This window comes from Sphingomicrobium astaxanthinifaciens (assembly GCF_022865105.1).
In the GTDB taxonomy this organism is placed as follows: domain Bacteria; phylum Pseudomonadota; class Alphaproteobacteria; order Sphingomonadales; family Sphingomonadaceae; genus Sphingomicrobium; species Sphingomicrobium astaxanthinifaciens.
On sequence record NZ_JAKNYM010000002.1, the window covers coordinates 976,960 to 1,002,528 of the forward strand.

At 69.1% G+C, this 25,569-nt stretch carries 31 protein-coding genes and 1 tRNA gene; 21 read left to right on the top strand and 11 right to left on the bottom strand.

What is annotated here, in order from left to right; translation table 11 throughout:
* The first annotated feature begins 10 nt into the window (after positions 1–10).
* The 4 genes from L8951_RS08790 to L8951_RS08805 all read left to right on the top strand — a co-directional run bounded on the left by L8951_RS08790 (position 11) and on the right by L8951_RS08805 (position 3,779).
* Positions 11–895 (top strand): metallophosphoesterase family protein, encoded by an 885-nt coding sequence (locus L8951_RS08790; protein WP_244382634.1) that lies wholly within the window; start codon positions 11–13, stop codon positions 893–895.
* 31 nt (positions 896–926) lie between these two features.
* The gene (gene nadC, locus L8951_RS08795) at positions 927–1,778 is read left to right on the top strand and encodes a carboxylating nicotinate-nucleotide diphosphorylase (RefSeq protein ID WP_244382636.1); all 852 of its coding nucleotides are present in this window, start codon (positions 927–929) and stop codon (positions 1,776–1,778) included.
* Positions 1,779–1,878: 100 nt separating this feature from the next.
* The gene (locus L8951_RS08800) at positions 1,879–3,285 is read left to right on the top strand and encodes an NAD(P)H-dependent flavin oxidoreductase (RefSeq protein ID WP_244382637.1); all 1,407 of its coding nucleotides are present in this window, start codon (positions 1,879–1,881) and stop codon (positions 3,283–3,285) included.
* Entirely contained in the window at positions 3,285–3,779 is a 495-nt protein-coding gene (locus L8951_RS08805) for an SH3 domain-containing protein (protein WP_244382638.1), read from the top strand. Before L8951_RS08800 ends, L8951_RS08805 begins: the two co-directional genes overlap by 1 nt.
* A gap of 57 nt (positions 3,780–3,836) precedes the next feature.
* Here the strand turns inward: L8951_RS08805 and L8951_RS08810 are convergent, their stop codons facing one another.
* On the bottom strand, positions 3,837–4,271 hold the full coding sequence (locus tag L8951_RS08810; RefSeq protein WP_244382639.1) for a hypothetical protein: 435 nt from the start codon (positions 4,269–4,271) through the stop codon (positions 3,837–3,839).
* A gap of 115 nt (positions 4,272–4,386) precedes the next feature.
* Between L8951_RS08810 and L8951_RS08815 the strand changes: the two genes are divergently transcribed.
* The gene (locus tag L8951_RS08815; protein ID WP_244382640.1) at positions 4,387–4,992 is read left to right on the top strand and encodes a hypothetical protein; all 606 of its coding nucleotides are present in this window, start codon (positions 4,387–4,389) and stop codon (positions 4,990–4,992) included.
* 13 nt (positions 4,993–5,005) lie between these two features.
* Here L8951_RS08815 and L8951_RS08820 read toward each other — a convergent pair whose 3' ends face one another.
* The 3 genes from L8951_RS08820 to L8951_RS08830 all read right to left on the bottom strand — a co-directional run bounded on the left by L8951_RS08820 (position 5,006) and on the right by L8951_RS08830 (position 7,684).
* Positions 5,006–5,467 carry a hypothetical protein gene (locus tag L8951_RS08820; RefSeq protein WP_244382641.1) on the bottom strand — a complete coding sequence of 154 codons (462 nt, stop codon included), beginning with the start codon at positions 5,465–5,467 and terminating at the stop codon, positions 5,006–5,008.
* Positions 5,468–5,639: 172 nt separating this feature from the next.
* Positions 5,640–6,392: a MauE/DoxX family redox-associated membrane protein gene (locus L8951_RS08825; RefSeq protein ID WP_244382642.1), complete on the bottom strand. Its 753-nt coding sequence runs from the start codon at positions 6,390–6,392 to the stop codon at positions 5,640–5,642.
* Between the two features lie 113 nt (positions 6,393–6,505).
* Positions 6,506–7,684, bottom strand: coding sequence for a thiolase family protein (locus L8951_RS08830; RefSeq protein ID WP_244382643.1), 1,179 nt, complete (start codon positions 7,682–7,684; stop codon positions 6,506–6,508).
* Positions 7,685–7,835: 151 nt separating this feature from the next.
* Here L8951_RS08830 and L8951_RS08835 point away from each other — a divergent pair, with 151 nt between their 5' ends.
* The 3 genes from L8951_RS08835 to L8951_RS08845 all read left to right on the top strand — a co-directional run bounded on the left by L8951_RS08835 (position 7,836) and on the right by L8951_RS08845 (position 10,236).
* Complete coding sequence (locus L8951_RS08835) at positions 7,836–8,099, top strand: hypothetical protein (RefSeq protein WP_244382644.1); 264 nt, start codon at positions 7,836–7,838, stop codon at positions 8,097–8,099.
* Between the two features lie 78 nt (positions 8,100–8,177).
* Positions 8,178–9,338, top strand: a complete 1,161-nt coding sequence (locus L8951_RS08840; protein WP_244382646.1) for an isovaleryl-CoA dehydrogenase — start codon at positions 8,178–8,180, stop codon at positions 9,336–9,338.
* 76 nt (positions 9,339–9,414) lie between these two features.
* Positions 9,415–10,236, top strand: coding sequence for a cytochrome c (locus L8951_RS08845; protein WP_244382647.1), 822 nt, complete (start codon positions 9,415–9,417; stop codon positions 10,234–10,236).
* On the opposite strand, the gene L8951_RS08850 is transcribed toward L8951_RS08845, so the two are convergent.
* From L8951_RS08850 to L8951_RS08860, 3 genes are all read right to left on the bottom strand, one after another.
* Positions 10,237–11,010, bottom strand: a complete 774-nt coding sequence (locus L8951_RS08850) for a DUF2182 domain-containing protein (RefSeq protein WP_244382648.1) — start codon at positions 11,008–11,010, stop codon at positions 10,237–10,239.
* Complete coding sequence (locus L8951_RS08855; RefSeq protein WP_244382649.1) at positions 11,011–11,643, bottom strand: DUF1326 domain-containing protein; 633 nt, start codon at positions 11,641–11,643, stop codon at positions 11,011–11,013. It lies immediately after the preceding gene.
* 196 nt (positions 11,644–11,839) lie between these two features.
* Positions 11,840–12,511 (bottom strand): hypothetical protein, encoded by a 672-nt coding sequence (locus tag L8951_RS08860; RefSeq protein ID WP_244382650.1) that lies wholly within the window; start codon positions 12,509–12,511, stop codon positions 11,840–11,842.
* Positions 12,512–12,614: 103 nt separating this feature from the next.
* Between L8951_RS08860 and L8951_RS08865 the strand changes: the two genes are divergently transcribed.
* The 3 genes from L8951_RS08865 to L8951_RS08875 are packed head-to-tail and all read left to right on the top strand — an operon-like array spanning position 12,615 to position 16,589.
* Positions 12,615–14,219 (top strand): carboxyl transferase domain-containing protein, encoded by a 1,605-nt coding sequence (locus tag L8951_RS08865; RefSeq protein ID WP_244382651.1) that lies wholly within the window; start codon positions 12,615–12,617, stop codon positions 14,217–14,219.
* A 10-nt stretch (positions 14,220–14,229) separates the two neighbouring features.
* The gene (locus tag L8951_RS08870) at positions 14,230–14,706 is read left to right on the top strand and encodes a Cif family virulence factor (RefSeq protein ID WP_244382652.1); all 477 of its coding nucleotides are present in this window, start codon (positions 14,230–14,232) and stop codon (positions 14,704–14,706) included.
* The gene (locus L8951_RS08875) at positions 14,706–16,589 is read left to right on the top strand and encodes an acetyl/propionyl/methylcrotonyl-CoA carboxylase subunit alpha (protein ID WP_244383222.1); all 1,884 of its coding nucleotides are present in this window, start codon (positions 14,706–14,708) and stop codon (positions 16,587–16,589) included. Before L8951_RS08870 ends, L8951_RS08875 begins: the two co-directional genes overlap by 1 nt.
* Here L8951_RS08875 and L8951_RS08880 read toward each other — a convergent pair whose 3' ends face one another.
* Positions 16,590–17,243 carry a hypothetical protein gene (locus L8951_RS08880; RefSeq protein WP_244382653.1) on the bottom strand — a complete coding sequence of 218 codons (654 nt, stop codon included), beginning with the start codon at positions 17,241–17,243 and terminating at the stop codon, positions 16,590–16,592.
* A 212-nt stretch (positions 17,244–17,455) separates the two neighbouring features.
* Between L8951_RS08880 and L8951_RS08885 the strand changes: the two genes are divergently transcribed.
* Both L8951_RS08885 and cysQ read left to right on the top strand, forming a co-directional pair.
* Complete coding sequence (locus tag L8951_RS08885) at positions 17,456–18,235, top strand: SDR family NAD(P)-dependent oxidoreductase (protein WP_244382654.1); 780 nt, start codon at positions 17,456–17,458, stop codon at positions 18,233–18,235.
* 4 nt (positions 18,236–18,239) lie between these two features.
* Positions 18,240–19,052 (top strand): 3'(2'),5'-bisphosphate nucleotidase CysQ, encoded by an 813-nt coding sequence (cysQ, locus tag L8951_RS08890; RefSeq protein WP_244382655.1) that lies wholly within the window; start codon positions 18,240–18,242, stop codon positions 19,050–19,052.
* Here the strand turns inward: cysQ and L8951_RS08895 are convergent.
* Positions 19,049–19,372: a hypothetical protein gene (locus L8951_RS08895; protein ID WP_244382656.1), complete on the bottom strand. Its 324-nt coding sequence runs from the start codon at positions 19,370–19,372 to the stop codon at positions 19,049–19,051. The two genes, cysQ and L8951_RS08895, sit on opposite strands and share 4 nt — an antisense overlap.
* 180 nt (positions 19,373–19,552) lie before the next feature.
* On the opposite strand from L8951_RS08895, the gene L8951_RS11650 reads away from it, so the two are divergent.
* The 4 genes from L8951_RS11650 (at position 19,553) to L8951_RS08915 (ending at position 21,818) form a co-directional block, all read left to right on the top strand.
* A complete protein-coding gene (locus L8951_RS11650; protein WP_244382658.1) occupies positions 19,553–20,470 on the top strand; it encodes a helix-turn-helix domain-containing protein in 918 nt (305 codons plus the stop codon).
* A gap of 142 nt (positions 20,471–20,612) precedes the next feature.
* Positions 20,613–21,173, top strand: a complete 561-nt coding sequence (locus L8951_RS08905) for a DUF2165 family protein (protein WP_244382659.1) — start codon at positions 20,613–20,615, stop codon at positions 21,171–21,173.
* Positions 21,173–21,248 (top strand) — tRNA-Val (locus L8951_RS08910). Before L8951_RS08905 ends, L8951_RS08910 begins: the two co-directional genes overlap by 1 nt.
* Before the next feature lie 57 nt (positions 21,249–21,305).
* Entirely contained in the window at positions 21,306–21,818 is a 513-nt protein-coding gene (locus tag L8951_RS08915; protein ID WP_244382660.1) for a DUF421 domain-containing protein, read from the top strand.
* A gap of 21 nt (positions 21,819–21,839) precedes the next feature.
* Here the strand turns inward: L8951_RS08915 and L8951_RS08920 are convergent, their stop codons facing one another.
* A complete protein-coding gene (locus tag L8951_RS08920) occupies positions 21,840–22,409 on the bottom strand; it encodes a helix-turn-helix domain-containing protein (protein ID WP_244382661.1) in 570 nt (189 codons plus the stop codon).
* 244 nt (positions 22,410–22,653) lie between these two features.
* Between L8951_RS08920 and L8951_RS08925 the strand changes: the two genes are divergently transcribed.
* The 4 genes from L8951_RS08925 to L8951_RS11655 all read left to right on the top strand — a co-directional run bounded on the left by L8951_RS08925 (position 22,654) and on the right by L8951_RS11655 (position 25,316).
* The gene (locus L8951_RS08925; RefSeq protein ID WP_244383223.1) at positions 22,654–23,094 is read left to right on the top strand and encodes a DUF6456 domain-containing protein; all 441 of its coding nucleotides are present in this window, start codon (positions 22,654–22,656) and stop codon (positions 23,092–23,094) included.
* A gap of 105 nt (positions 23,095–23,199) precedes the next feature.
* The gene (locus tag L8951_RS08930; protein ID WP_244382662.1) at positions 23,200–23,565 is read left to right on the top strand and encodes a UrcA family protein; all 366 of its coding nucleotides are present in this window, start codon (positions 23,200–23,202) and stop codon (positions 23,563–23,565) included.
* A 267-nt stretch (positions 23,566–23,832) separates the two neighbouring features.
* Positions 23,833–24,183, top strand: a complete 351-nt coding sequence (locus L8951_RS08935; RefSeq protein ID WP_244382663.1) for a UrcA family protein — start codon at positions 23,833–23,835, stop codon at positions 24,181–24,183.
* 353 nt (positions 24,184–24,536) lie between these two features.
* Positions 24,537–25,316 (top strand): AfsR/SARP family transcriptional regulator, encoded by a 780-nt coding sequence (locus L8951_RS11655; protein WP_244382664.1) that lies wholly within the window; start codon positions 24,537–24,539, stop codon positions 25,314–25,316.
* Between the two features lies 1 nt (position 25,317).
* On the opposite strand, the gene L8951_RS08945 is transcribed toward L8951_RS11655, so the two are convergent.
* Positions 25,318–25,485: a hypothetical protein gene (locus L8951_RS08945; protein WP_244382665.1), complete on the bottom strand. Its 168-nt coding sequence runs from the start codon at positions 25,483–25,485 to the stop codon at positions 25,318–25,320.
* Positions 25,486–25,569: the final 84 nt, after the last annotated feature.

The window sequence follows — 25,569 nt, forward strand, 5'->3', positions numbered from 1 at the left end:
TTCGGGAGCCATGCACAGGATCATTCATTTTTCCGACGTCCATTTCGGCATTCACGAGGAGCATCTGGTCGCCGCGACCGAATTGTTTCTCGAGCAGAACGAGAGCGATCTCGTCGTCATCGCGGGCGACCTCACCCAATGGGCCAAGGAGGAGGAGTTCGAACTGGCGCGTGCCTGGCTCAACAAGATCGAGGAGCGCGGGCACCGCATCATGGTGGTGCCGGGCAATCACGACACGCCTAGCTTCAACCTCGTCAAGCGCTTCCTCAGCCCCAACGCCGCCTATGTGAAGCACATGGGCGAGTGGGGCGAGGAGCTCAATCCGTGGCTCAACGAGGACGGCTTCGCCATCCTCGGTTTGAATTCGATGCGCGGGTTGGTGGTCAAGAACGGCAAGATCTCCGACGAGCAGATCGAGCTGATGCGCGAGAAGTTTGCCGAGGCGCAGGACGATGACCTGCGCATCCTCACGCTGCACCACCCGATGTGGAAGCTGCCGCGCGGCGAGAAGCTCTCGGACCCGATCCAGAACCAGGTGGCGGCGGTCAACGCGACCGACGATGTCGGCATCGACCTCATCCTCTCGGGGCACAACCACACCAGCTCGGTGCATCGCACGGTCGACCTGCCCAAGGGCGATGGCTCGGCGCTGGTGATCCAGGCAGGCACCGCTTTCTCGACGCGGATCAAGATCGAGCCCGCCAGCTTCAACTACATCACCGCCGACCGGCACAATTGCATCGTCAAGGTGATCGGCTGGGACGGCGACAATTACGTCGAGCGACGCCAGCATCGGTACAGCCGCGAGCACGACGAGGCGCATTGGCAGCCCTCCGACGCCAATGCGATGGGGCTGGTCGCCGAAGTCGCGCGCGCCGCCGAAGGCAGGACTTGAGGCGAAGCGCCAACCCGTGCAGGGCTGGGGCATGAGCCAGCTTCCCGACCATTTCGATCTCGACGACTATGTCACCGCCGTGCTGGCCGAGGATCTCGGCCACGGCGGCGATGTCACCTCGGCCAACACCATCGCCGAGGGCGCGCGCTTCGTCGCGGTGATGGACACGCGGCAGGACATCGCGGTCGCGGGGCTGGCGGTGGCCGAAGCCTTCTTCCGGCGGCTCGACCATAGGGTCGAGATCGAGCGGCTGGTCGAGGATGGCGACGTGGTGCCCGCGGGCACCGACCTGATGCGCATCGTCGGCGACGCGCGCGCCATGCTCGCCGCCGAACGCTCGGCGCTCAACTCGTTGCAGGTCCTGTGCGGCATCGCGACGCAGGCGCGCGCCTTCGCGCAGGCGATCGAAGGGACCGGGGCCAAGGTGCTCGATACGCGCAAGACCATCCCCGGAATGCGCGCGCTGAGCAAATATGCCAGCCGCATGGGCGGCGCGCACAACCATCGCATGCGGATGGACGACGGATTGCTCATCAAGGACAATCATATCGCGGTGAACGGCGGCGATATCGCGCTCACCGTGGCGCGCGCCAAGGCGGGCCGGCACGGGCTCGAGGTGCAGGTCGAGGTCGACCGGATCGACCAGATCGAACCCGCGCTGGAGGCGGGGGCCGACCGCCTGCTGCTCGACAACATGCCGCCCGCGACGCTGCGCGAGGCGGTGGCGCTGGTCGATGGAAGGGTGCCGCTGGAAGCCTCGGGCGGGATCGACCTCGACACCATCCGCGCGGTGGCCGAGACGGGGGTCGACTATATCTCGACCAGCAAGATCACGATGGGCGCGCCCGCGGTCGATATCGGGCTCGATTACGCGCTGTGCTGAGGGCTACGCGCGCGGCGACGCGACGAAGCGAAATGAAGGCGGGATTGTGGCGGGGGCTTTGCGCTCCTATAGCACGGCCCAAATCCCACAGGAGAGTGACGTGAGTTTCAAGGGTCTCAAGGAGATCGAGTATAACGGCAAGTCGGTCTGGCCGCTGATCGAGGGCGGCAAGGGCGTGTCGGCCACCAACCACGCTTCCTCGGGCGCCTGGGCGGCGGCGGGGGGCATCGGGACGGTGAGCGCGGTCAACGCCGACAGCTACGACCCCGAGGGCCGCATCGTGCCGCAGGTCTACGAATCGATGACCCGGCGCGGGCGCCACGAGGAGCTCATCCAATATGCCATCGACGGGGCGACCGCGCAGGTCACCAAGGCGCACGAGATGGCGGGCGGCAAGGGCGCGATCAACGTCAACGTGCTGTGGGAAATGGGCGGCGCCGAGCGCGTGCTCGAGGGGCTCCTCGACAATTGCGCCGACATCGTCGACGGGGTGACCTGCGGCGCGGGCATGCCCTATCGGTTGAGCGAGATCGCGCGCCATTATGGCGTGAAGTATCTTCCCATCATTTCCTCGGGGCGCGCTTTCCGCGCGCTGTGGAAGCGCGCCTATTCGAAGCATCCCGAGGGGCTGGGCGCGGTGGTCTACGAGGATCCGTGGCTGGCGGGCGGGCACAACGGCCTGTCCAATGCCGAGGACCCGCAGAAGCCGCAGGACCCCTATCCGCGCGTCGCCGAGCTGCGCAAGATGATGCGCGACAATGGCGCGCCCGAGGTCCCGATCGTGATGGCGGGCGGGGTGTGGCGCCTCGATGAATGGAACGACTGGATCGACAATGACGAACTGGGGCCGATCGCCTTCCAGTTCGGCACGCGCCCGCTGCTCACGCAGGAAAGCCCGATCCCGGCGGAATGGAAGGCGCGGCTGATGACGCTGGAGGAGGGCGATGTCCTGCTCCACAAGTTCAGCCCGACCGGTTTCTATTCGTCGGCGGTGCGCAATCCTTTCCTGCGCAACCTCGAGGCGCGCAGCGAACGGCAGATCGCCTTCACCAAGGACAAGGAAGGCGACCACGCGTTCGAACTCGATGTCGGGGTGAAGGGGCGCAAGACCTATTGGGTCACCAAGGCCGATCTCAACAAGGCGCGCGAATGGCATGGGGCGGGGTTCACCGAGGCGATGAAGACGCCCGCCGACACGCTCGTCTTCGTCACCCCCGAGGAGTTCGCCGAAATCCGCAAGGACCAGGCCGACTGCATGGGCTGCCTGTCGCAGTGCAGCTTCTCGAGCTGGGCCGACAACGAGAAGAACACCACCGGACGGCTCGCCGACCCGCGCTCCTTCTGCATCCAGAAGACGCTGCAGGACATCGCGCACGGCGGCCCGGTCGAGGAGAACCTCATGTTCGCGGGCCATGCGGCCTATCGCTTCAAGACCGACCCCTTCTACTCGAACGGCTTCGTGCCGACGGTGAAGCAGCTGGTCGACCGGATCCTGACGGGGGCGTGATGCGACGAATGCTGGTGGCAGTGATGGCGATCGCGGGGCTGGCCGGCGCGGCCGGCGCGCAGGACGAGCGCGAGGTGCCCTATTGGGCCTCGATCGCGAGCGGCGAGGCGATGCTGCGCTCGGGGCCGGGGCGTACCTATCCCGGACAATGGCTCTACCAGCGCCGCGACCTGCCGGTGAAGATCACCCAGCGCTACGACAATTGGCGCAAGATCGAGGATCCCGACGGGACCACCGGCTGGATGGCGGTGGCGCTGCTCTCGGAGCGGCGCACCGGCATCGTGACCGAGGGCGCGCCTGCCGAGATGCGGCTCGACGCCGCGCCCGGCAGCCCGGTCCGCTACCGCGCCGAGGCGGGGGTGGTCGGGCGGCTCGAGCGCTGCGACGGGCGCTTCTGCCTGTTCACCGTGCAGGTCGGGCGCAAGCAGCAGTCGAGCGGGTGGATCGCGCAGGACCGCCTGTGGGGCGTCGATTCGGGCGAGACCTTCGAATGACCTGAAAAGGGCGGCGCCTCGCGGCACCGCCCTTTCCCCTGTCGGCGCGGTCGGGCGCTAGCCGACATTTTCGTCGACATAGGCGGGACCCTGCTCGGGGTCGTCGCTGGTCCAGACGACGCGGCCGTCCTCGCCCGCCTCGCCGCGGGTCCAGCAATTTTCCTCCCCGGGCATGTCCGCGCCTTCCTCGGTCCACTTGATGCACATCTTGCCGTCGCGATTCTCCCACATGCCGGTGCCGGCCGCAGGCGTGCCCTCGGCATCGGTCCAGCTGTAGGTGCCGTCAGCCATGTTGGTCGCGGTGCCCTGGAGTTCGCCTTCGGCATTGTAGATCGTGTAGGTGCCGGGCATGCCGGGCCCGTCGGCGGCGGCATTTTCCTCGACCACCATGTCGGCGTCGGCGCTGTCGGTCTCGTCCGGATTGCCGGTCGAGGCATCGCAGGCGGCGAGCGTCATCGCGCCAGCCATCAGCATCAATGTCTTCGTGATCATTTTCCCCCTTGGTCGTGGAGCCGACAGTTCAACGGGATTTGGCAACATAGGTCAAGGGTGCGGGGGCGGGCGTCGTGGCAAGTCATTCTTGACGATCTGCTGCTAAGCGGGCGCCATGGACTTCGATCTCAAGCATGCGCTCGCACGGGGCGGCAGGACGGTGGCGCTGAGCTGGGCGCTGGCGATGGTGCCGTGCCTGCTGTTCGCCATCGTCGTGGCCGACGATCTGGCGACCTTCTCCGCTATCCTCGGCGGGCTCGCCCTCGCGGCGTTCAAGCTCGCGCTGCGCATGCAGGCCGCCGGCGCGGTACAGGCGGTGGTGGCGCCGCTAGCCCCGCAACCGAAGGCCGGGCGGGTGCGCGACGTCCTTTTTTACGAGGATCCGCAGGGGCGCGATCCGATGCGCCTGCTCGAGCCCTTCGGCGCGCTCCTGCGCGAGGGCGGGGCGCATGTCCGATCCTTCGGCGACCTGCAGGTGCGGATGGGCGATGCGTACCATGTCGTCACCCCCGCGCCGCACGCGAAAGAAATGAGTGTCGACACCGACCATGCCGACGCGAGCGCGCGCGCCGCCTTCCTCGACGGTCTGACGGCGCACCTGCGCTCGTTGGGGGTGGCGGCCGGCGCGACGGCCCGCCCCGACCCGGAGCCGACGCACCGGCGGAGGGCGGGGCTCGGCACCCCGCAGGCGTTCGTCGGTTTCGGGCGACGCGGGCGCTAGCGCTCCCGCCCGATCAGGTGCCGGGCGCCTCGACCACCGGCGTGCGATGGGCGACCCGGGTCACCTCGATGTCCTCGCCGTCCTCGTTGCTCGTCACGAAGCGCTCGCCTTCGGCCACCGGTCCGGGCGGCCCCGACCAGCAGGCATCGCCGGCATCGTCGATGCGGCTGTCGAGGCAGACCTTGCCGTCGGTCCAGCTCCAGCTGCCCTGGTCGCGCACCTCGCCCCCTCCGGCGACGACGAACGACCCGTCGGCGTTGAAGCTGCTGGTCATCACCGTACCGTCGGTGGCGGTCCACTCCCAGCTGGTATCGGCATAGGGCGTATCGGCGACGCTCGAGACCTGGTCGCCGAGCGCGACGTCGCCTTCGGGGGCGACCGTCATGTCGACATTGTCGGCCTCGTCGACCTCGTCATTGCCGCCGCAGGCGACGAGACCGAGCGCGGTCGTGGCGATGAGAAACGTGCGAATCATATGCAAGACTCCCCTGGTTTTTACTGGCGCTCCAACGCATCGGGGATGGAAAGGCTGCGCCTATTCGCCGGGCTCGACCGCCTCGGTCTCGACGACGGGGGTGTCGACCTTCTGCGTGCAGACGGCGCGGGGGAGGGCGGCGGCGAGGAGCAAGCGCCGCATCAGCGCGATCTTACCAGAGATAGCGGCTGCCCATCCACAGCCCCATGCCGACCATCATGAGGTTCTCGGTCAGGCTGATGAAGCCGAGCGGGACATTGTTGTTGCCGCCCACGCAGGCGCATTTGAGGTCGCGCTTGTCGACATAGACCGCCTTGAACACCGAGGCGGCGCCGATGGTACCGATGAACAGCGCGATCGGGACGCTGAGCCAGGGCAGCAGCTTGCCCAGCATGAGCACGCCCGCGGCCGCCTCGAGGAAGGGGTAGAGGCTGGCATAGGGCACCCAGCGGCGCGCCAGCAGGTCGTAGCCGAGGAACATCGTCGCGAAGCTGCGCACGTCCTGCAGCTTGAGCAGCGCGAGCAGGCACATGGCGATGGGCACGAAGAGCATGGTCCAGCGCTCGAGGAAGGGCGCGCCGGTGACCAGTTGCGTGAGCGCGACCGCCATCAGCGCGGCCAGCGCGAAGAGCGCGGCGACCGGGCGGTAGGTCTTGTTGTCCGGGTCGGGGTTCTTGAGCCCCAGGTGCGCGCGCAGGTCGGTGTAGCCGCCGATCCGCTGCTCGCCGATCCAGATCTGCGGGGTGGTCTTGACCCCATGCTCGGCCTTGAACGCCTCGGTCTCCTCGGCGCTGCGCAAGCGATGATCCTCGACGACATAACCGCGCGACTTGAGGAGGTGCAGCGCCTGCAGCCCGTAGGGGCAGACATGCTTGTCCTTGACCATGCGGTAAAGGCGGGCGGTCCGGGGTGTCTGATCGAGCATGCGCGCAATGTGGGGAAGCGCGCGGCAAGTCGCAACCTCGCCCCCCCACCCGCGGCCATCGACCGGCAGGCAGGGGCCCGGGGAGCGACCTTCGCGCCCGTGGTGGCGGAAGGTTACGCCATCTCGACCGCGATGGCGGTGGCCTCGCCGCCGCCGATGCACAGCGAGGCGACGCCCTTCTTGAGCCCGCGCTTCTTCAGCGCATTAAGGAGCGTGACGAGGATACGGGTGCCGCTGGCGCCGATCGGGTGGCCCAGGGCGGTGCCGCCGCCGTTGACGTTGATCTTGTCGTGGGGGATGCCGAGATCCTTCATCGCGAACATGGCGACGCAGGCGAAGGCCTCGTTGACTTCCCACAGGTCGACGTCGTCGACGCTCCAGCCGGCCTTGTCGAGCACCTTCTCGATCGCGCCGATGGGGGCGATGGTGAATTCGCTCGGCTCGCGCGCATGCGCGGCGGTGGCGACGATGGTCGCGATCGGCGCCTTGCCCGCGGCCTCGGCGGCTTCCTTGGAGGTGACGACGACGGCGGCGGCGCCGTCCGAGATCGACGAGCTGGTCGCGGCGGTGATGGTGCCGTCCTTGCGGAAGGCGGGACGCAGCGAGGGGATCTTGTCGGGACGGCCGCGCGAGGGCGCCTCGTCGGTGTCGACGGTGACCTCGCCCTTGCGGGTCGCGATGGTCACGGGGACGACCTCGCCCTCGAAATGCCCCTCGGCGATGGCGCGCTGGGCGCGCGCGAGGCTCTCGATCGAATAGTCGTCCATGCTCTCACGGGTAAGCTGGTATTCGTCGGCGGTTTCCTGCGCGAAGGCGCCCATCGCCTTGCCTTCCTCATAGGCATCCTCGAGCCCGTCGAGGAACATGTGGTCATAGGCGGTGTCATGGCCGAGGCGCGCGCCCGAGCGGTGCTTCTTGAGGAGGTAGGGAGCGTTGGTCATCGACTCCATGCCGCCGGCGACGATCGTGGTGGCGTTGCCCGCGCGGATCGCCTCGTCGGCCTGGATGACGGTCTGCATGCCCGAGCCGCAGACCTTGTTGACGGTGGTCGCCTGGACCGACTTGGGCAGCCCCGCCTTCAGCGCGGCTTGCCGCGCGGGGGCCTGGCCGAGCCCGGCGGGCAGGACGCAGCCCATGTAGATGCGGTCGATGTCGGCGCCCTCGACCCCGGCGCGCTCGACCGCCGCCTTGACCGCGGTGGCGCCAAGGTCGGTGGCGCTGGCATCGGACAGCGCGCCCTGCATCGAGCCCATCGGCGTGCGGGCGTAGGAAAGGATCACGGTCTGGCTCATGGAAGTCTCCGATCGAATTGGTTTTCGTCCTGCGACATAAGGTCGCGCGCGTCGCGTATCAATCGCCCGTTCAGCTTGGTTGCCTAAACCTCTTGGGCGATCGGGTCCGATGGCGCGATCGCGGGGTGGGGACGACAAGAGGGGAATGAGCATGCGTGCCTCGATTGGCCTCGCGGCATTGGCCGTCCTTTCCGCCCCGGTGGCGGCGAGCGGCCTCGACTGCAACAAGGCTTGTGACCAGCGCGCGGACGCGCCCGACCCGGCGGAACGCGCGGAAAAGCGCGTCGAACGGCGTGAGCGCGACCGCGAGCGCGCGCGCGAGCGCGAGACGCCCGGGCGCGCCAAGCTCGACTGTCGCCGCGATCCGCTGACGCAGGCCTGCAGCATCGGCGCAAGCCCGTTCGCGGGCTTCTGAGCGCGGCGCGGCGATCGGACCGCTTGAACCGCGCGCTTCTCTCCTGCTAGGCGGCTGCCGAACAGGAGAGACATGCCCATGAGCAACGAACCCGGCCTCGATTTCGGCCTTCCCGAAATGGCGGAGACGATCCGCGACACCACGCAGCGCTTCGCGCTCGACAAGATCGAGCCGATCGCCGCGAGCATAGACGAGGAAGACCGCTTTCCGATCGAGCTGTGGCCGCAGATCGGCGAACTCGGGCTGCACGGCATCACGGTGAGCGAGGATGATGGCGGGCTCGGGCTCGGCTACCTCGAACATGTGATCGCGCAGGAAGAGATCGCGCGCGCTTCGGCGAGCGTGGGCCTGTCCTATGGTGCGCACACCAACCTGTGCATCAACCAGATCGTCAAATGGGCGAACCCCGAGCAGAAGGAGAAATATCTCCCCAAGCTCATCTCGGGCGAGCATGTCGGCGCGCTGGCGATGAGCGAGGCGGGCGCGGGCTCGGACGTGGTCGGCATGAAGCTCAAGGCCGACCGGGTCGACGGCGGCTATCGCCTCAACGGCACCAAGTTCTGGATCACCAACGGCGCCTATGCCGACACGCTGGTGGTCTATGCCAAGACGGGCGAGGGGTCGCGCGGCATCACCACCTTCCTCATCGAGAAGGACGACGAGGGGTTCGGCATCGGCCAGAAGCTCGACAAGATGGGGATGCGCGGCAGCCCCACCGCCGAGCTCGTCTTCAACGACTGCTTCGTCCCCGACGAGCGGGTGATGGGGCCCGAGAATGGCGGCGTCGCGGTGCTGATGAGCGGGCTCGACTATGAGCGCACGGTGCTCTCGGGCATCCAGCTCGGCATCATGCAGGCCTGTCTCGACGTGGTCCTGCCCTATGTGCGCGAGCGCAAGCAGTTCGGCCAGCCGATCGGCAATTTCCAGCTGATGCAGGCCAAGGTCGCCGACATGTATGTCGCGCTGCAGTCGGCGCGCGCCTATGTCTATACGGTCGCGAGGAATTGCGACGCGGGCAAGACGACGCGCTTCGACGCGGCGGGCGCGATCCTGCTGGCGAGCGAAAGCGCCTTCAAGGTCGCGGGCGAGGCGGTACAGGCGCTGGGCGGCGCGGGCTATACCAAGGACTGGCCGGTCGAGCGCTTCCTGCGCGATGCCAAGCTGCTCGACATCGGCGCGGGGACCAACGAGATCCGCCGCATGCTGATCGGGCGCGAGCTGGTGGGCGCGGGGGGCTGAACGCCCGCCGGACTTGACCGCGATCAAGGACAGGCGTTTCCTCGGAGCCCATCATGGGGGTCGAAGGAGGTGCGTCATGACGACGGCGGTTCGACTGGTGTTGATGGCAGGGGTGGCGACGCTGGTCGCCGCCTGCATGGCCGCGCCGCCCGAGGGCAGCGAGGCGCGCCCCGTCGCGTTCGAGGGGGCCTATGCGCAAGGCGCGGCGCAAGTCGCCCACGGGGCGCGGCTCACCGACGTGCTCGGCTGCACCTCCTGCCACGGCGTCGCACTCACCGGGGGCAGTTATGCCGACGATCCCGATGGCGAGCTGGTATTCGCGAGCAACCTGACGCGGGTGCTCGCCGGCTATACGGATGCCCAGATCGAGGCGCTGCTGCGCACCGGCACGCACCCGCGGCGCGACGCGCTCTACTACATGCCCGCCAAGTCGCTGCAGCGGTTGAGCGATGCCGACATGGGCGCGCTGATCGCCTATCTGCGCAGCCTCGAGCCGCAGGGGCGCGACTGGCCCGGCCCGCGCGAAGGCGAGGGGACGCAGGCGCTGGTCGCGATGGGAATCCTCTCGACCAGCGGCGATGCGGTCGAGGCCTATCGTCTCAACCCCGCGCCGGGGATGGGCGAGCAGTTCGCGCTCGGGCGCTATGTCGCCTCGGTCACCTGCGCCGAATGCCACGGCCCCGACCTGTCGGGGGTCGATCCGGGGGCGCCGGGGTTGCAGCATATGGACGGCTATAGCGCCGCCGAGCTCGACCGGCTGCTCGCCGACGGGGTGACGCGGGGCGGCGATGCGCACGGGATGATGGCGCTGGTGGCGCGGCGCGAACTGTCGGCGCTGACCGATGCCGAGCGCGCGGCGGTGATCGCCTATGTCGAGGCGCTGGCGGCGGCGAAATGATCAGGCGAGGAGGCTCGCCAGCCCCCAAAGGATGAGGAGCGCCCCGCCGACCCGCGCGATGGCGCGCCCGGCGGGAAGCAGTTTCTCGGCGGCGACCAGCAGCGTCAGCAGCGCGATCCACGCGATGTTCATCACCCCAAGCACGAACAGGAGTGCCATCAGCGCCCAGCAGCAGCCCGCGCAATAGGTGCCGTGAAGGAGGCCGAGCCGGAGCACGCCCCATGCGCCGGGGCGCTGGTGGCGGGCGATGAAGACGGCCGGGTGGCGACACAGCGCGAGGCAGCGGTCCTTCACGGGGCTGAACTGGTAGAGGCCGGCGGCGATCAGCAGCCCGCCCGACAGCCAGCGGCTCGCCGAGGCCATCGCCATGCCGGTTACCAGCGCCTCGCGCTGGAGCATGAGCTGGAGCGCGGCGGCAAGCGCGGAGAAAAGGCCCCAGACGAGGAGATAGCCGAGGAGGAAGCGGGTGACGGCAGGGCGCGCTATCCCGCCGTGGCGCGCGGCGCGGGCGTAGAGGAGGATGGTGGGGGCGGCCGCGGGCAGCATCATCGCCACCATCATCACCCACCACATGGCGAAGAGCAGCGGGAAACCGACCGCCATCGCCATCGTCGGCGCCTCGCGATGGGGGAAGGGGGCGAGGCTGGCGCTGATCCCCATGCCCATCCCCGCGCCTGCCAGGAGCCAGCCCCAGGCGAGCAGCGCGATGAGCCCAAGCGCGGCGATGGTCAGCGATCGGTGGCGCGCGAGCAGCGCCTCGGTCGGGGCGCGCATCTAGCCGTGCACGACGCCGTGGCTGTCGAGATGGAGGTGGCAGAACTGGCCGTAGCTGTCGGTCAGCTCGATCGGCACCGGGCCCTCGCCGCGGCTCGAGCCCGAACCGATGTCGGCATATTCATATTCGAAGCCGTCGGGGATGTGGATGCGGGCGCGCACCGGCTCGCCCGTCGCCGGGCTGCGGATCGGTTCGCCGCGCATCTCGACATGGCCGGGCACGCGAAGGTGACCGGTCCGACCCTCGACATCGACATCGAAGTCGATCGCGACGACCTGCGGCTCGTGCATTGTCTCGACGGTCGAGGCGAAGACTGCGAAATGGGTCGCCATGGGGTCGGTATCCTGCCCGGCCATGATCTTGAGCATCGCCTCGCGCTGTTCGGGGGTGGCGGCCTCGTCGATGAAGGCGATCGCCTCGCCATGGCCCTCGTGGATCGCGCCCGGCCATTTGAAGATCGCGCCCGCCTTGACCCCCGCCAGGTCGACCTCGCCATGGCGGCCCGCGTCGATGACGAGGCCCACGACCGCCTCGCAGCGGCCCTTGTCGGGCAGCCCCCCGAACTGGCAGTTGCAGCCATAGTCGCAGTTGCAATTGGCGAATTGCCGCGCCTCGATCGTCCAATAGGTCATGACCGCCTCCTTCGACGAGACGTCGCGATGCGCCGGCGTCCGGTGAGCAGGGCTGCGTTTTAGCATATTTGCGCGTCCGGCGGCAGGGCGCCGGGCGGAACGACTGATCCGGGTCACCCGGCTGGAACAGCGGGAGAGGCGGGATGCGGGGCGTTTCTGCTCGTGCGGGCAGGGGCATGGGGGCGGCAAGGCCGGACTAGCGCTCGTCGGGGCTGCGGATCAGGCGCTGGTCCGCCATCCAGCCGCGGGTTTCCTCGCGCGTGAGCGGCGTGGCGGGAAAGGCGAAATGCTCGTCGGGCAGGTCGATCGACTCAAAGCTGGCGAGTTCGAGCCCCTCCTTGCGCAGCACCGTGCCCGTCTCGAGCAGCGCGATCAGCGGGGCATAGGCGTCCACGATCCCCGGGAAGGGGCTCGTGGTCACCGAGAGGAGCAGGCTTTCGCGCATCGCCCGGCCGAGCGGGGCCAGCGCGGGATCGGTCGAGAGGACGATCTCGTCCGCATCGAGCGCGCCCTCGATGCGATAGGCGATCCCCTCGAAGCGGCCCACGGTGGCAGGGCCGATCTCGACCATCTCCACGGTGGGGAGTTCGATATCGCCCGCCATCGCCTCGAACCAGGACCCCGCCTCCTCCGCCATGATGGCGTTGAGGAGGGCGACATCGACCAGCGTGGTGCGGTCCTCCTCCTCGCGCCACCGATAGTGGCGACCGTCCTTCACGAAGACATGCTCGCCGTCCTCCGGCGCGCGCGCGACGACGGTGCCTTCGGCGTCGATGTCGATGGTCAGCGCGAGTTCGCCATTGTCGAGCAGCCGGGCGCGATGGTCGGTGGGCTGGGCAAGAACGAGCGCGGCGAGCGCGAGAAGCATGGCGATTTCCTGCGGACAATCGGGGCGAGGGGGTTCCTCGCATAGCCGCCCAATCTTGCCAAACCCTTTGCTTTCGCGCCGACGCGGGCTAGGCGTTCGCCCCATGAGTGCACCGACGCTGGACAGCAAGATCGATCTCGACAGCCCCGAGGCCAAGGCCCGGGCGACCCACAACCGCGCGCTGGTCGAGCGGCTGCGCGAGGATGTCGCGACGGCCGCGAGGGGCGGGGCCGAGCGCCACCGCGAACGCCATCTCGCGCGCGGCAAGCTGCTGCCGCGCGACCGCGTCGAGCGGCTCCTCGATCCGGGCTCGCCCTTCCTCGAGATCGGGCAGCTGGCGGCCTGCGACATGTATGGCGGCGAGGTGCCGGGCGCGGGGATGATCGCGGGGATCGGGCGTGTCGCCGGGCGGCAGGCGATGATCGTGTGCAACGATGCCACCGTGAAAGGCGGCACCTATTATCCGATGACGGTGAAGAAGCACCTGCGCGCGCAGGAGATCGCGGAGGCCAACCGGCTGCCGTGCATCTACCTTGTCGATTCGGGCGGCGCGAACCTGCCGCACCAGGCCGAGGTGTTTCCCGACCGCGACCATTTCGGGCGGATCTTCTTCAACCAGGCGAACATGAGCGCCAAGGGCATCGCGCAGGTCGCCTGCGTGATGGGCAGCTGCACCGCGGGCGGGGCCTATGTCCCGGCGATGAGCGATGAAAGCGTCATCGTGAAGGAACAGGGCACCATCTTCCTCGCCGGGCCGCCGCTGGTGAAGGCGGCGACGGGCGAGGAGATCAGCGCCGAGGACCTCGGCGGGGGCGACCTGCACGCGCGCAAGTCGGGGGTGGTCGACCATCTCGCCGACAATGACGAACATGCGCTGACGATCGTGCGCGACATTCTCTCGACCGTGCCGATGGGCGCCGAGAATGCCGACCTCAACTATCGCGAGCCGATCGCGCCCAAATACGACCCCGAGGAGCTCTATTCGATCATCCCCGAGGACGTGCGCGCGCCCTATGACGTGCACGAGGTGATCGCGCGGATTGTCGATGCGTCCGAATTCCACGAGTTCAAGCCGCTCTATGGCTCGAGCCTCGTGTGCGGCTTCGCGCATATCCACGGGCTGCCGGTCGCGATCCTCGCCAACAATGGCGTGCTGTTCAGCGAGAGCGCGCGCAAGGGCGCGCATTTCATCGAGCTCGCCGCCGAGCGCAAGGTGCCGCTCCTGTTCCTCCAGAACATCTCGGGCTTCATGGTCGGGGGCAAGTACGAGGCCGAGGGCATCGCCAAGCATGGCGCCAAGCTGGTCACCGCGGTGGCGACCGCGCAGGTGCCCAAGGTCACTGTGCTCATCGGGGGCAGCTTCGGCGCGGGCAACTACGGGATGGCGGGGCGCGCCTACAGCCCTAACTTCCTCTTCACCTGGCCCAACTCGCGCATCAGCGTGATGGGGGGCGAGCAGGCCGCCAGCGTGCTCGCTACCGTCCACCGCGACGCCGACAAGTGGAGCGAGGAAGAGGCGGAAGAATTCAAGGCGCCGATCCGCCAGAAATATGAGGACGAGGGCAATCCGTGGCACGCCACCGCGCGGCTGTGGGACGACGGGATCATCGATCCCGCGCAGACCCGCGACGTCCTCGGGCTCGCCTTTGCCGCCTGCCTCAACGCCCCCGTCGAAGACGAGCCGAAATTCGGCGTGTTCAGGATGTAGGAGCGTGGTGATGCTTTCCCTTCTCGCCGCCGCCATGGCTGTCCCGCCGCCCCCGCCGGGCGATGATCGCAGCGCGATCCTCGCGACGGTCACCGAGGTGCTCGATGCGCTGATGGTCGGCGATGCGGAGACGGCGCGCGCCCATTTCGCGCCCGAGGCGATCTTTCCTGTCGTCGATGCGCGTGGGGCTGAAACGCGCGTTCGCCTCCTCGATCTCGACCAGGTCCTGAATTTCGAGCGCGAGGGGTTGCATCAGGAGCCGCTCGGTATACCGACCGTGCTCCAGGATGGCGCGCTCGCGCAGATGTGGGTGCCTTACAGCTTCTGGATCGATGGCGTGAAACAGCATTGCGGCATCGACAATGCCACGCTCGTCCAGCAGGATGGGGAATGGAAAATCACCCAAATGGCCTTCACCATGACCTCGCTCGACCGCTGCGATGAACTCGGCGCGCCGACGCTCGCCGATCCCGACAAGGACGAATGATGTTCGACAAGCTTCTCATTGCCAATCGCGGCGAAATCGCCTGTCGGGTCATGCGCACCGCGCAGGCCATGGGGATCCACTGCGTCGCGGTCCATTCGGAAGCCGACGCCAGGGCGCTGCACGTGCGGATGGCCGACGAGGCGGTGTGCATCGGGCCCGCGGCGAGCGCGGAAAGCTACCTCGTGGGCGAGCGGATCATCGAGGCGGCCAAGGAGACCGGCGCCGAGGCGATCCATCCGGGCTATGGCTTCCTCAGCGAGAACGCCGATTTCGCCGAAGCGGTGATCGCCGCCGGGCTGGTCTGGGTCGGGCCCAAGCCCGAAAGCATCCGCGCGATGGGGCTCAAGGATGCGGCCAAGAAGCTGATGGCTGACGCCGAGGTGCCGGTGACGCCGGGCTACATGGGCGAGGACCAGTCGGCCGAGGCGCTCGAGGCCGAGGCAGGCAAGATCGGCTATCCGGTGCTGATCAAGGCGGTCGCGGGGGGCGGCGGCAAGGGCATGCGCAAGGTCGATGATGCGAAGGATTTCGCCGATGCGCTCGCCAGCGTGAAGCGCGAGGCGAAGGCGTCGTTCGGCAACGACGTGGTCATCCTCGAGAAATGGATCGAGAGCCCGCGGCATATCGAGGTGCAGCTGTTCGGCGACAGCCATGGCAATGTCCTCCACCTGTTCGAGCGCGACTGTTCGCTGCAGCGGCGTCACCAGAAGGTGATCGAGGAAGCGCCCGCGCCGGGGATGGACGCGGCGACGCGCGAGGCGGTCTGCGCGGCGGCGGTGCGCGCCGGGCAGGCGGTCGATTACGAAGGCGCGGGCACGGTCGAATTCATCGCCGATGCGAGCGAGGGGCTGCGCGCCGACCGCATCTGGTTCATGGAAATGAACACCCGCCTGCAGGTCGAGCATCCGGTGACCGAGGAAATCACCGGGGTCGACCTCGTCGAGTGGCAGTTGCTCGTCGCGGCGGGCGAGCCGGTGCCGGTGGCGCAGGACGAGCTTTCCATCAACGGCCATGCGATCGAGGCGCGGCTCTATGCCGAGGACCCCGCGTCGGGCTTCCTGCCCTCGACCGGGCGGCTCGAGCATTTCGACCTCGGGCGCGAGCAATGGCGCGGGCGGCGGCGGCGGCGAATCGAGACCGGGGTCGAGGAGGGCGACATGATCAGCCCGCATTACGACCCGATGATCGCCAAGCTGGTCAGCCATGCGCCGGATCGTGAGGGCGCGATCGAGACGCTGGCGCGGCAGCTGGCGGGGCTCGAGATCTGGCCGGTCAGGACCAATGCTGCCTTCCTCTTGCGCGCGCTGACACACGAGGAGTTCGTCGCGGCCAAGCTCGATACCGGGTTCATCGCGCGGCATGACGCGGCGCTGATCCCGTCGGGCGAACCGGTCGAGGTGGAATGGCGCACCGCGGCGGCGATCGCGCTTGCCGAGGAGGAGCCCAACCCGCTTGCGGGGTTCCGGCTCAACGCCGATCCGCGCCTTGCGGTGGCGCTCGGCTTCAAGGGCGAGACGCGCACCATCGACCTCGCCGACGAGGGCGACACGGTCGCCGCCTCGGGCTTTCGCGACGAGGAGCGCGTCGTGCTCTTCTCGTCGGGCGAGGCGTTCGAATTTTCGCTGACCACGCGCCCCGGCGCGGGCGGGGCGGCGGCGAGCGACGGCGCGCTGCTCAGCCCGATGCCCGGCAAGGTGACCAGCGTCGCGGTCGAGCAGGGGCAGGCGGTGGCCAAGGGCGAGCGGCTGCTCACGCTCGAGGCGATGAAGATGGAGCATGCGATGACCGCCCCGTTCGACGGGGTGGTGGCCGAGCTCAACGTCGCGCCGGGCCAGCAGGTCGCGGTCGAGGCGCTCCTCGCCCGGGTCGACGCCGCCGACTAGTCAGGGTATCTGGCGTCCCAGCAGCACATGTTCGCGGGCGCGATAGCTGTAGACGATCTTGTCGTAATAGAAGGCGAGCTCCTCGGTCGGTCGGTCATCGGCAGCGCCGCCGCGCCGCGCGCCCTTGCGGCAGGCCACGATCGTGACGTCCTCGAGCCGGTAGGCGGTGTCGCCGTGCCGGACACCCAGCGCCGGATGGCGGGTGCCGAGCGCGCAGCGCGCGAACCTGCCGTCGACGACCAGCAACCGCGTGCCGGCGGGCAGGTCGCGTTTGGCCGTCGCTTCGCGGTTGGCCTCGGGCGGGCGCATGCCGCCGGGCTTGCCGACCTCCTTGACGACGACGCGGTGCGCGCGCTCCCCGCTCGCACGCTCATGGTCGCGGTCGTGATGCGCCCCGGGGACCAGCTCCTCGAACCAGAATTCGCCATCGGCGCTAGTGGTCGCCCAGCGCAGGCTCGACAGTTCGATCCAGGCCCCTTGCGCCTCGGTGCCACCGGCGCGCTCGTGCTCGCGCTCGCCCGCGATGTCGCCGATCTTGAGATAGGATTGGGCGGTCTGCGCGGGCGGGGCGAGCGCGCGCTGCGGCGCTGGCGAGGGCGCGGCGAGGGCGAGGCTGGCGGCGGTGGTGGCGAGCAGGGTCTCGAGCGTGACCATGGCTTTCCTCCTCACGTTTTTTCTCGACGAGGGCGACAAGGCGCCCCGCGAGCTGAATGTCGGCTTGACGACCGGCGCGCTCGTTTCGCGGTGGCAACGAGTTGGCGCTAAGGGGGGCCACGGCCCCGCTTGTCGAAGCGCGTCGGCTTCTCTACGTCGACGAGCAAGATGAACGTCCGTGGCCCCCGGGGCCGGCGAAAGGGAGAAGAAGCATGAACGTCGATGGTGTTGCAGCAGTGGTCACGGGTGGCGCGTCGGGTCTTGGCGAGGCGACCGCGCGCAAGCTCGCGAGCATGGGCGCCAAGGTCGCCATTTTCGATCGCAACGAGGAGGCGGGCGAGAAGGTCGCCAAGGACATCGGCGGCGTCTATTGCAACGTCGACGTGACCAGCGACGACGCGGTCAAGGCGGGGTTCGAGAAAGCGCGCGCGGCGCACGGGCAGGAGCGCATCCTCGTCAATTGCGCGGGCGTCGCCAACGCCGCCAAGACGGTGGGGACCAACAAGGAGACGGGCGAGCGGCTGCTCTACCCGATGATCCAGTTCGAACTGGCGATCAACATCAACCTCGTCGGCAGCTTCCGCTGCATCGCGCATAGCGCGCAGGGCATGGTCGGATTGGACCCGCTCGAGGATGGCGAGCGCGGCTGCATCATCAACACCGCCTCGGTCGCGGCCGAGGACGGGCAGATCGGGCAGGCAGCCTATTCGGCCTCGAAGGGCGGGGTGCTGGCGATAGCGCTGCCGATCGCGCGCGACCTGATGAACGACGGGGTGCGCGTCAACACCATCCTGCCGGGGGTGTTCAAGACGCCGATGGTGGCGATGATGCCCGAGAAGGTGCAGGACGCGCTGGGCGCGCAGGTGCCCTTCCCCAAGCGGCTCGGCAAGGCCGAGGAATATGCCGAGCTCGCGGCGTTCATCGCGCAGACCCCCTATCTCAACGCCGAGAGCATCCGGCTCGACGGCGGTATCCGCATGGCGCCGCGCTGAGGCCATGACGCTCGCCACGCCCCAGTTGCTCGACGCGCTCGGCGAGACCGCGCGCGAGGCGGGCGAGGCGATTCTCGCCATCGTGCGGCAAGGCTTCGATGTCGAGCGCAAGAGCGACGCCTCGCCGGTGACGGTCGCCGACCGCGCCGCCGAGGCGGTGATCCTCGAGGCGCTGCGCATGCAGGCCCCGGGCGTGCCGGTCATCGCCGAGGAGGAGGTGGCAGCGGGGCGCATCCCCGCGCACGACGACACCTTCTTCCTCGTCGATCCGCTCGACGGGACCAGGGAATTCATCCGCGGGGGTGAGGATTACACCGTCAATATTGGGCTGGTCGAGGACGGGCAGCCGATCCTCGGGGTCGTCTACTCGCCCGCGAGCCGCCACCTCCACCTCGGGCTGGCGGGGCGCGGGGCGTGGCTCGAGGCGGGCGGGCCGCGGCGCGCGATCCGCTGCCGTGAGCTGGGCGAGGAGCGGGTGGCAGTGGCCTCCAAGTCGCACCTCACGCAGGCCACCGTCGACTATCTCGAACAGGCCTTCGGGGGGCACCGGCCCGCCCGCATCTCGGTCGGCTCGAGCCTGAAATTCTGCATCCTCGCGGAGGGGCATGCCGACGTCTATCCGCGGCTCTCGCCGACCAGCGAGTGGGACACGGCGGCGGGGCACGCGGTGCTGCTCGGCGCGGGCGGGCGGGTCGATGGCCCCGACGGCGAAACGCTCGGCTATGGCAAGCCTGCCTTCTTTAACCCGGGGTTCGTCGCCACCGCCGGCTGGAAAGCCCCCGCGATCGGCCCCTACATGCCGATCGACGTCGGCTAGCGCCCCGCGCCGCGGGGGCCGGGGTCGGTCTTGCCGCAGGGTACCGCATCGGCGCGCGGTGCGGTGCGCAATTCTCCCTCGAGCGCCTGCTGCATCGCGGGGTCGGCGGCGGCGGGCGGTGCCTCGACCCCGCGCAAGCGGTCGATCTCGGCCTGCGCGCGCCCGATCCGCCGGGCCGAGTCGTGCGCCGTCTCGCTGTCGTCGGGCAGGCTGCGGATGAGGGTGCGGCAATCGGCGAGCACGTCCTCGAGATGGATAAGACGGCGGATGCGGCTTACGCTGGCATCGCGCGATCGATGGTGAGTGGGTATCGCAATCATGCCTAACGCCCTGCCATCGCGAGGCTCTCGCTAGCCTTGCCAGTTCCTCCGAAGCGGCGCGGTTTTTAGGGGATGGCGCGCGCGCATCGGCTTCGTTAGGGTTGCTCCCGCTCGGTACCATGAGGACGCGAGGCGGTGAGGCGATCATCGTCTCGTGCCGCTGCCTTCTGGGGGCCTGTCGTGACCGAGTTTTACTCGATTTTCCATGAACCCGCCGCGCCCGGTGCGGGCACCGTCGATCTCGTCGCCTCGGGGCCCGACGCCGCCGCGCGCGGACGCGCCGCGATCGAGGCGTGCGGGTTCGAGGTGGGGGCGTGCCACGACGTTGGCGCGACCGGGGTCGACCAGCTCAGCACGCATCCGGTCTGGATCGAACTCGACCGCGACCAGGGGCATGTGCTCGATCACTGGCTGATGGCCTTCGATGCGCATAGCGAGCACAGCCGCCTGCCCGCCACAGTGGCGATGGACGCGGCGCTGCTCGACCCCGTCGCCGCGCTGGTCGGGCCGCATGTCGAGCTGCTCGTCGCGCCCGACGCGGCGGCGCGCGCGGCGGCGCTGGGGCTGATGGTGGCGCGCGAGGGCGCGGGACGGGTCGGCGATGCGCGCGGCTCCGACCCCGCCGCGCTGCGGCGCCTGTCGGAGGAGGTGCAACGCATCGCCGCGACCTTGTCGAAGATGAGCGACGGCGGGCTGGGCGAGCAGGGAGCGGCGCTCGCCGCGACCGCCCCCGCCCCGGAGGGCGAGTCGACCGCCGAACTGAGCGCCGAGACAGTGCGCTCGGTCATTCGCGCGCGGCGGCTGCGCGAGGACTATTTTCCGGCCGACCTGTTCCATGACCCGGCGTGGGACATGATGCTCGACCTGCTCGCCGCCGAGATCCAGCAGATCCGGGTCCCGGTCTCGTCGCTGTGCATGGCCGCGGCGGTGCCCGCCACCACGGCGCTGCGCTGGATCAAGACGCTGACCGCGAAAAAGCTGTTCGTGCGGCGCGCCGATCCGCACGACGGGCGCCGCGTGTTCGTCGAACTGTCGCCCGACGCGAGCCGTGCGATGCGAGGCTATTTCGCCAAGCTGGGGCCGCGGTTCGCGATCTGACCGGGGCGGGGTGAGGGCGGGGCGGCGGACGGCGGCGCGCCGCCGCGCGTGCACCGGGCCCGGCCGGCGCCCCCTTGACCTTGCGACAGATTAAACCTTTGGTGGTCGCGGTTGACGCGTCGAACGGGGGAAGGGGGATGCGATGACGATACGTTTCATCAAGCTCATGCTGGTGATCGGGGCCGGGCTGCAGGCGCTGCTCTACGCGCTGCAGAACATGGTCAATTACGACGCCGGGCGCGCCGCGGTGGCCTATGTCTTCTCGCGCGCCGACCATGTCGTCTATCCCGACAGCGTGGTGCCGGTGATCGACAGCCCGGCGCTGGTCTCGCTCGCTTATGCCGTCATCATCGGCTTTGAACTGGTCGGCGGCCTCGCGGTACTGGCGGGCGCGGTGCGGATGGCGCAGTCGTTGCGCGGCACGCGACGCGCGTTCAGCGCCTCCAAGTGGCTCGCGCTGGCCGGGCTGGGGCTGCTCGTCTTCACCTGGCTGGGGCTGTTCATGGCGATCGGCGGCGCCGGGTTCCAGATGTGGCAGACCGAATTGGGGGCCGGCTCGCTCGAAGGCGCCTTCTTCTACGCCATCAGCTCGGGGCTGGTGATGGCGCTGGTCGCGCAGGACGAACCGTGCTGGGCCGATCGGGTGGAAAAGGTTGATCATCGCGATACGGGCTGGCAGGAGCCGGACGCTCCGCAAGGATAGGGCGCTTAGCTCAGTTGGTAGAGCGGCTCGTTTACACCGAGTAGGTCGGCGGTTCGAACCCGTCAGCGCCCACCAGCGCCCGCCCGCGGCGGCGCGCGTGCATCCTTCGCGCCGCGCGCGGGTTGGTGGCGCATGTGGATCGACGACCCCCACGCGCTGTGGCGCGCCCTCGCGCTCGGCAGCATCGCCTATTTCCTGCTCATCCTGTTTCTGCGCGTGGGCGGCAAGCGCACGCTGGCCAAGCTCAACGCCTTCGATTTCGTCGTCACCGTCGCGATCGGCTCGATCCTCGCCAACATCCTGACCAGCACCAGCCTGTCGCTCGCGCAGGGCGTGCTGGCGCTCGCGGCGCTGGTGGGGCTGCAGGCGCTGATCAGCTGGCTGAGCGTGCGGTCAGGCCGCTTCCAGCAGGCGATCCGCGCGCGCCCGCGCTTCCTCGTGCGCAACGGCGAGATCGACGATGCCGCGCTGGCCGACGAGCGGGTGACGCGCGGCGACCTGCTCCAGGTCATCCGCACCGGCGGTTTTGCCCGGATCGAGGATGTCGGCGCGGTGGTGCTCGAGGCCGACGGGCACTTCAACGTGCTGTCGAGCGAGGCCTGTGCCCGCCAGCCGTTGACCGCGCTCGAGGATGTCGCGCGCTGACCACGCGCGCCGCGCATGTGGCTAGAGCGCGCGCACGAGCGTTTCGGCGACCGCGAGCCAGGCGGGGTCCTTGACCACCTGCTGACGCGCCCCGGGGCCCGGCGGCAGGATCAGCAGCTGGCCGCCCTCGCGCTGGATCAGCCGTCCGTAGAGGTAGCGCCCGGCGGGCCGCGGGACGAGCACGTCGCGGTTGAGCGCGCGGTCGAACTCGGCGGGCGCAAGGTGGCGGCACCAGACCACGTCGCCGCTGCGATAGTCGCCGACCCCGGCGGTCACGCGCACCCCGCTCAACCCCGCGCCCGGGGTCGGGGGCAGCGCGATGGTCGGCTGGCGCGGAGCCTGCGCATGGCCGTTGCCGTCAAGAATCGCGGCCACCTCGAGGGTGGGTCGATCCTCGCCGTGGCGAACCAGTTCGGCACTGTCGACCCCGAGCGCGGCGGCGATCCGGTTGACCCAGTCGAGCGACAGCGTGCGCGTCCCCGTCTCGAGCCGACCGATCGTCTGCGCGGTGGTGGGGGGACGGCAGGCGGCGGCGACGTCGGCGAGCGTCATGCCCTTGGCCTTGCGGACTTCCCGGATACGCGACTGCATGGCTATTTTCCCCAGTTGAACCAAATTGGTTTTATCCTGTCCTACAGTTGTGCCGCCGTGGCAAGTCCTGTCGTGCCGAATCGACGCGAGGGAGACAGGCATGGCGGGCAGGAAGAAGAAGGCGAAGGCGGCGCGGGGGCGCGGCGGGACGGCGAGCGCGGCCTCGGACACCGGCCCGGGCCCGAGATCGGGTGACGGCGCGGGAGGCGCGGCGACCGCGCCGCGGCGACTCGAGGAAGTCGCGATCGAGGGCGAGGTCGTGGGCGGACGCCCGCGTCGGCGCAGCGTCACCGTCAACCGGCTCGAGAGCCCGCTGGGGTGGCTGCGCGCGCGCGGGCACCTCGACGCGCGGCAATATGATGCGGGCGAACAGCTGCGGCGCGACTATGAGCGCGCGCAGCTCGGCGCGCGCGTCACCATGTCGTGGGACGCCAGCCCGGTCGCCAGCGGGCGCGGCAGCGCGGCGGGCCCGCCCGATCGCTCGGCCAGCGCGCTCGATGCCCAGGCGCGCTTCGACGCCGCGGTCGCCGCGGCGGGCAGCGGGCTCGGCGATATCCTGTGGCGCGTGTGCGCGGGCGAAGGGATGCGCGAGGTCGAACGGGCGCTGGGTTGGCCCGCGCGCGCGGGCAAGCTGGTGCTCGTGATGGCGCTCGACGGGGTCGCCGATTTCTATCGCATCCGCTGAACGGCTCGGCGCATCGATGCGGCGCTGACGCACGCTTGGCGGTGCGGCTACGTCGGCTTTGCGGCGATGGCTTATGCCGTGCTGGCACCTTGAAGGAGAAAGGCAATGGTCAAGTTTCTTCCCTTGCTCGCCGCAACCGGGCTGGCGGCCTCGCTGCTGGGCGCCGCGGCGCTCGCCGAGAAGCCCGTGACGATTATCGCCGAGGCCGATGCGCCGCGCGCCACCGTCTATATCGGCGATCTCGAACCGAGCAGCGATGCCGGACGCGACGCGATCCGGGCACGGGTCCGATCCGCCGCCAGGGACCTTTGCGGCCCGCACGGGCGCCAGTCGATCGAGATCTGGTCCGACCGCCGCCGCTGCTATGCGACGGCGCGTAACGACGGCTATCGGCAGGCCGACGCGCTGCACGAGCTGCGGCGCGGGTCGGTCATCGTCGAGGCGATGACGATCGTCGGTCGCATCCGCTGAGCCGGTCCCCGGGACCGGCACGCGGCCGCCTCGATGGTGGCCCGCGGGCAACGCGGGTCACCAGCGCCTTCGAGCAGGGGACGGTCGCGCCCGCCCCCCGCTCTTTTTTGTGCGTTCTCGCCGGATGGCGGGCCAAATCACGCGCTTTTGACGCAAGTTTCGCGGCGCAACGACGCGGCACCGACAGTCCATCGACGGCGCGCGCCTAAAGTCACTTCACTTGGCGCGATTGACCGCGCCGAGCCGGACAAGAGAAGGGGAATACCAATGAAACGGACGCTTATTGCGCTTGCTGGTGCCACGCTGCTGGCTGCTCCGGCGCTCGCCGGGGAACCGATCGAAGTCATCGCCAATGACGGTGAAGCGGTCCAGGCGTCGATCTATCACGGCGACCTCGACCTGCAGAGCCTGGCGGGCAACGAGGCGCTCAAGGGCCGCGTGACCAAGGCGGCGCGCGCGATGTGCATGTCGCCGGGGTTCGTCCCGGTCCGCACGTGGTCGAACGAGAAACGCTGCTTCTCGACCGCGCAGGCCGATGGCTATGCGCAGGCCGACGCGCTCTTCGCCTCGCCGCGTGGGCAGGTGATCGTCGAAACGATCCTGATCACCGCCCGCTAGCGCCGCCAACCGGTTGCGGCTGCGGTCGTAACCCCTGACGAGCGAGGCGCGAGAGGACCGCCATCTGACGATCCGATCGCCGCCTCGCTCGCCCCGGCTCTCACGAGAGCCCAGTCGTCCCCGCCGCCTTCGTCGCGGCAAGGCCTTCGTCGGCGCCCCTCGCTTTCATGAGCGCACCGACGATGTCCGGCGGGCGGGAGGAGTCCGCTCCTCCTCCCGCCTGCCGTTCGCCTATCCGAACCCGCCATTCGTCGATTGCGAGTGGCGGGTTCTTTGATGCATGTTTATAAAAATTGTGGTAGTTCATCGCTTCGTCCCAGGTGCGTCGTCCAAGACGGAACAGGAGCTCGGCTGTGGCGGATGCCTCGACATCAGGTCCCAAGCGTATTCGGTGGCAGGTCAATCTGATCGGCTCCTTCCGCGTCATCGACCTCGCCAACGACCGCGACTGCACCCCTTCGAGCCGCAAGGCGTGCGGGCTGCTCGCCTATCTCGTCGGTCGCGGCGGGCGCGCGGTGCCGCGCGAACGACTCGCAGGCCTCTTGTGGGGGCGCTCGGCGGAGGAGCAGGCGCGGGCCAGCCTGCGGCAGGCCCTGTGCGACATCCGCGCCGCTACCGACCGCGACGAGCCCCCGGTGGTGGCCGACCGGCACCATCTGTGGCTGGTCGCCGAACGCGTGCGAGGCGGCGGGTTGACCCATGTGCGCGAGGAAGACGGCGACTGGCGCCCGTTCGAGGATCTCGACGGGCTCAGCCCCGAGTTCGACGACTGGCTCGCGATGGAGCGCGGGCGCATCACCGAGATGATCGTGGCCGAGACCGCCAACTGGGTGAAGCGCAGCCTCGCGCACGGGCAGGGGGCCAAGCTGGTCCCGTTGATCCGCCGCCTGCAGCGGATCGACCCGCTCAACGAAGATTTCGTCGAATATGCGATGCTCGCCGAATATCAGGCGGGGCATGTCGGCGGCGTGCGCCAACGCTATCTCGAGTTCGTCGAGCGCGCGCGGCACGACCTGGGGGTCGAGCCGACCAAGGGGATGACCGCGCTCGAGGAACAGCTGATCGATCGCCTCACGCAGGACGATGCGCCCGCCGCGGCGCCGGTTCCCGAGCGCGACGGCGTGCTAAAATAGGCTATTCTTCCTCGTCGGCGGCGAGCCCCGCGCGGGGACCGCCCTGCCCGGATTTCTGGTAGGTCGGCGCGTCGAAATTCTCGCTGTCCATCGCCTCGATCCGATCCTCGTCGCTGAGCGCGGCGGCGCGTTCGTTCGACAGGCGTTCCTGCTCCTTGTCCTTGGCCATCGTCATTCTCCTTTCGCAAGGGTCAACGAGGCGCGACGAAGCCGCGTTCCGGCGGGCGGGCGGTGGCCATGAAAAAGGGCCGCC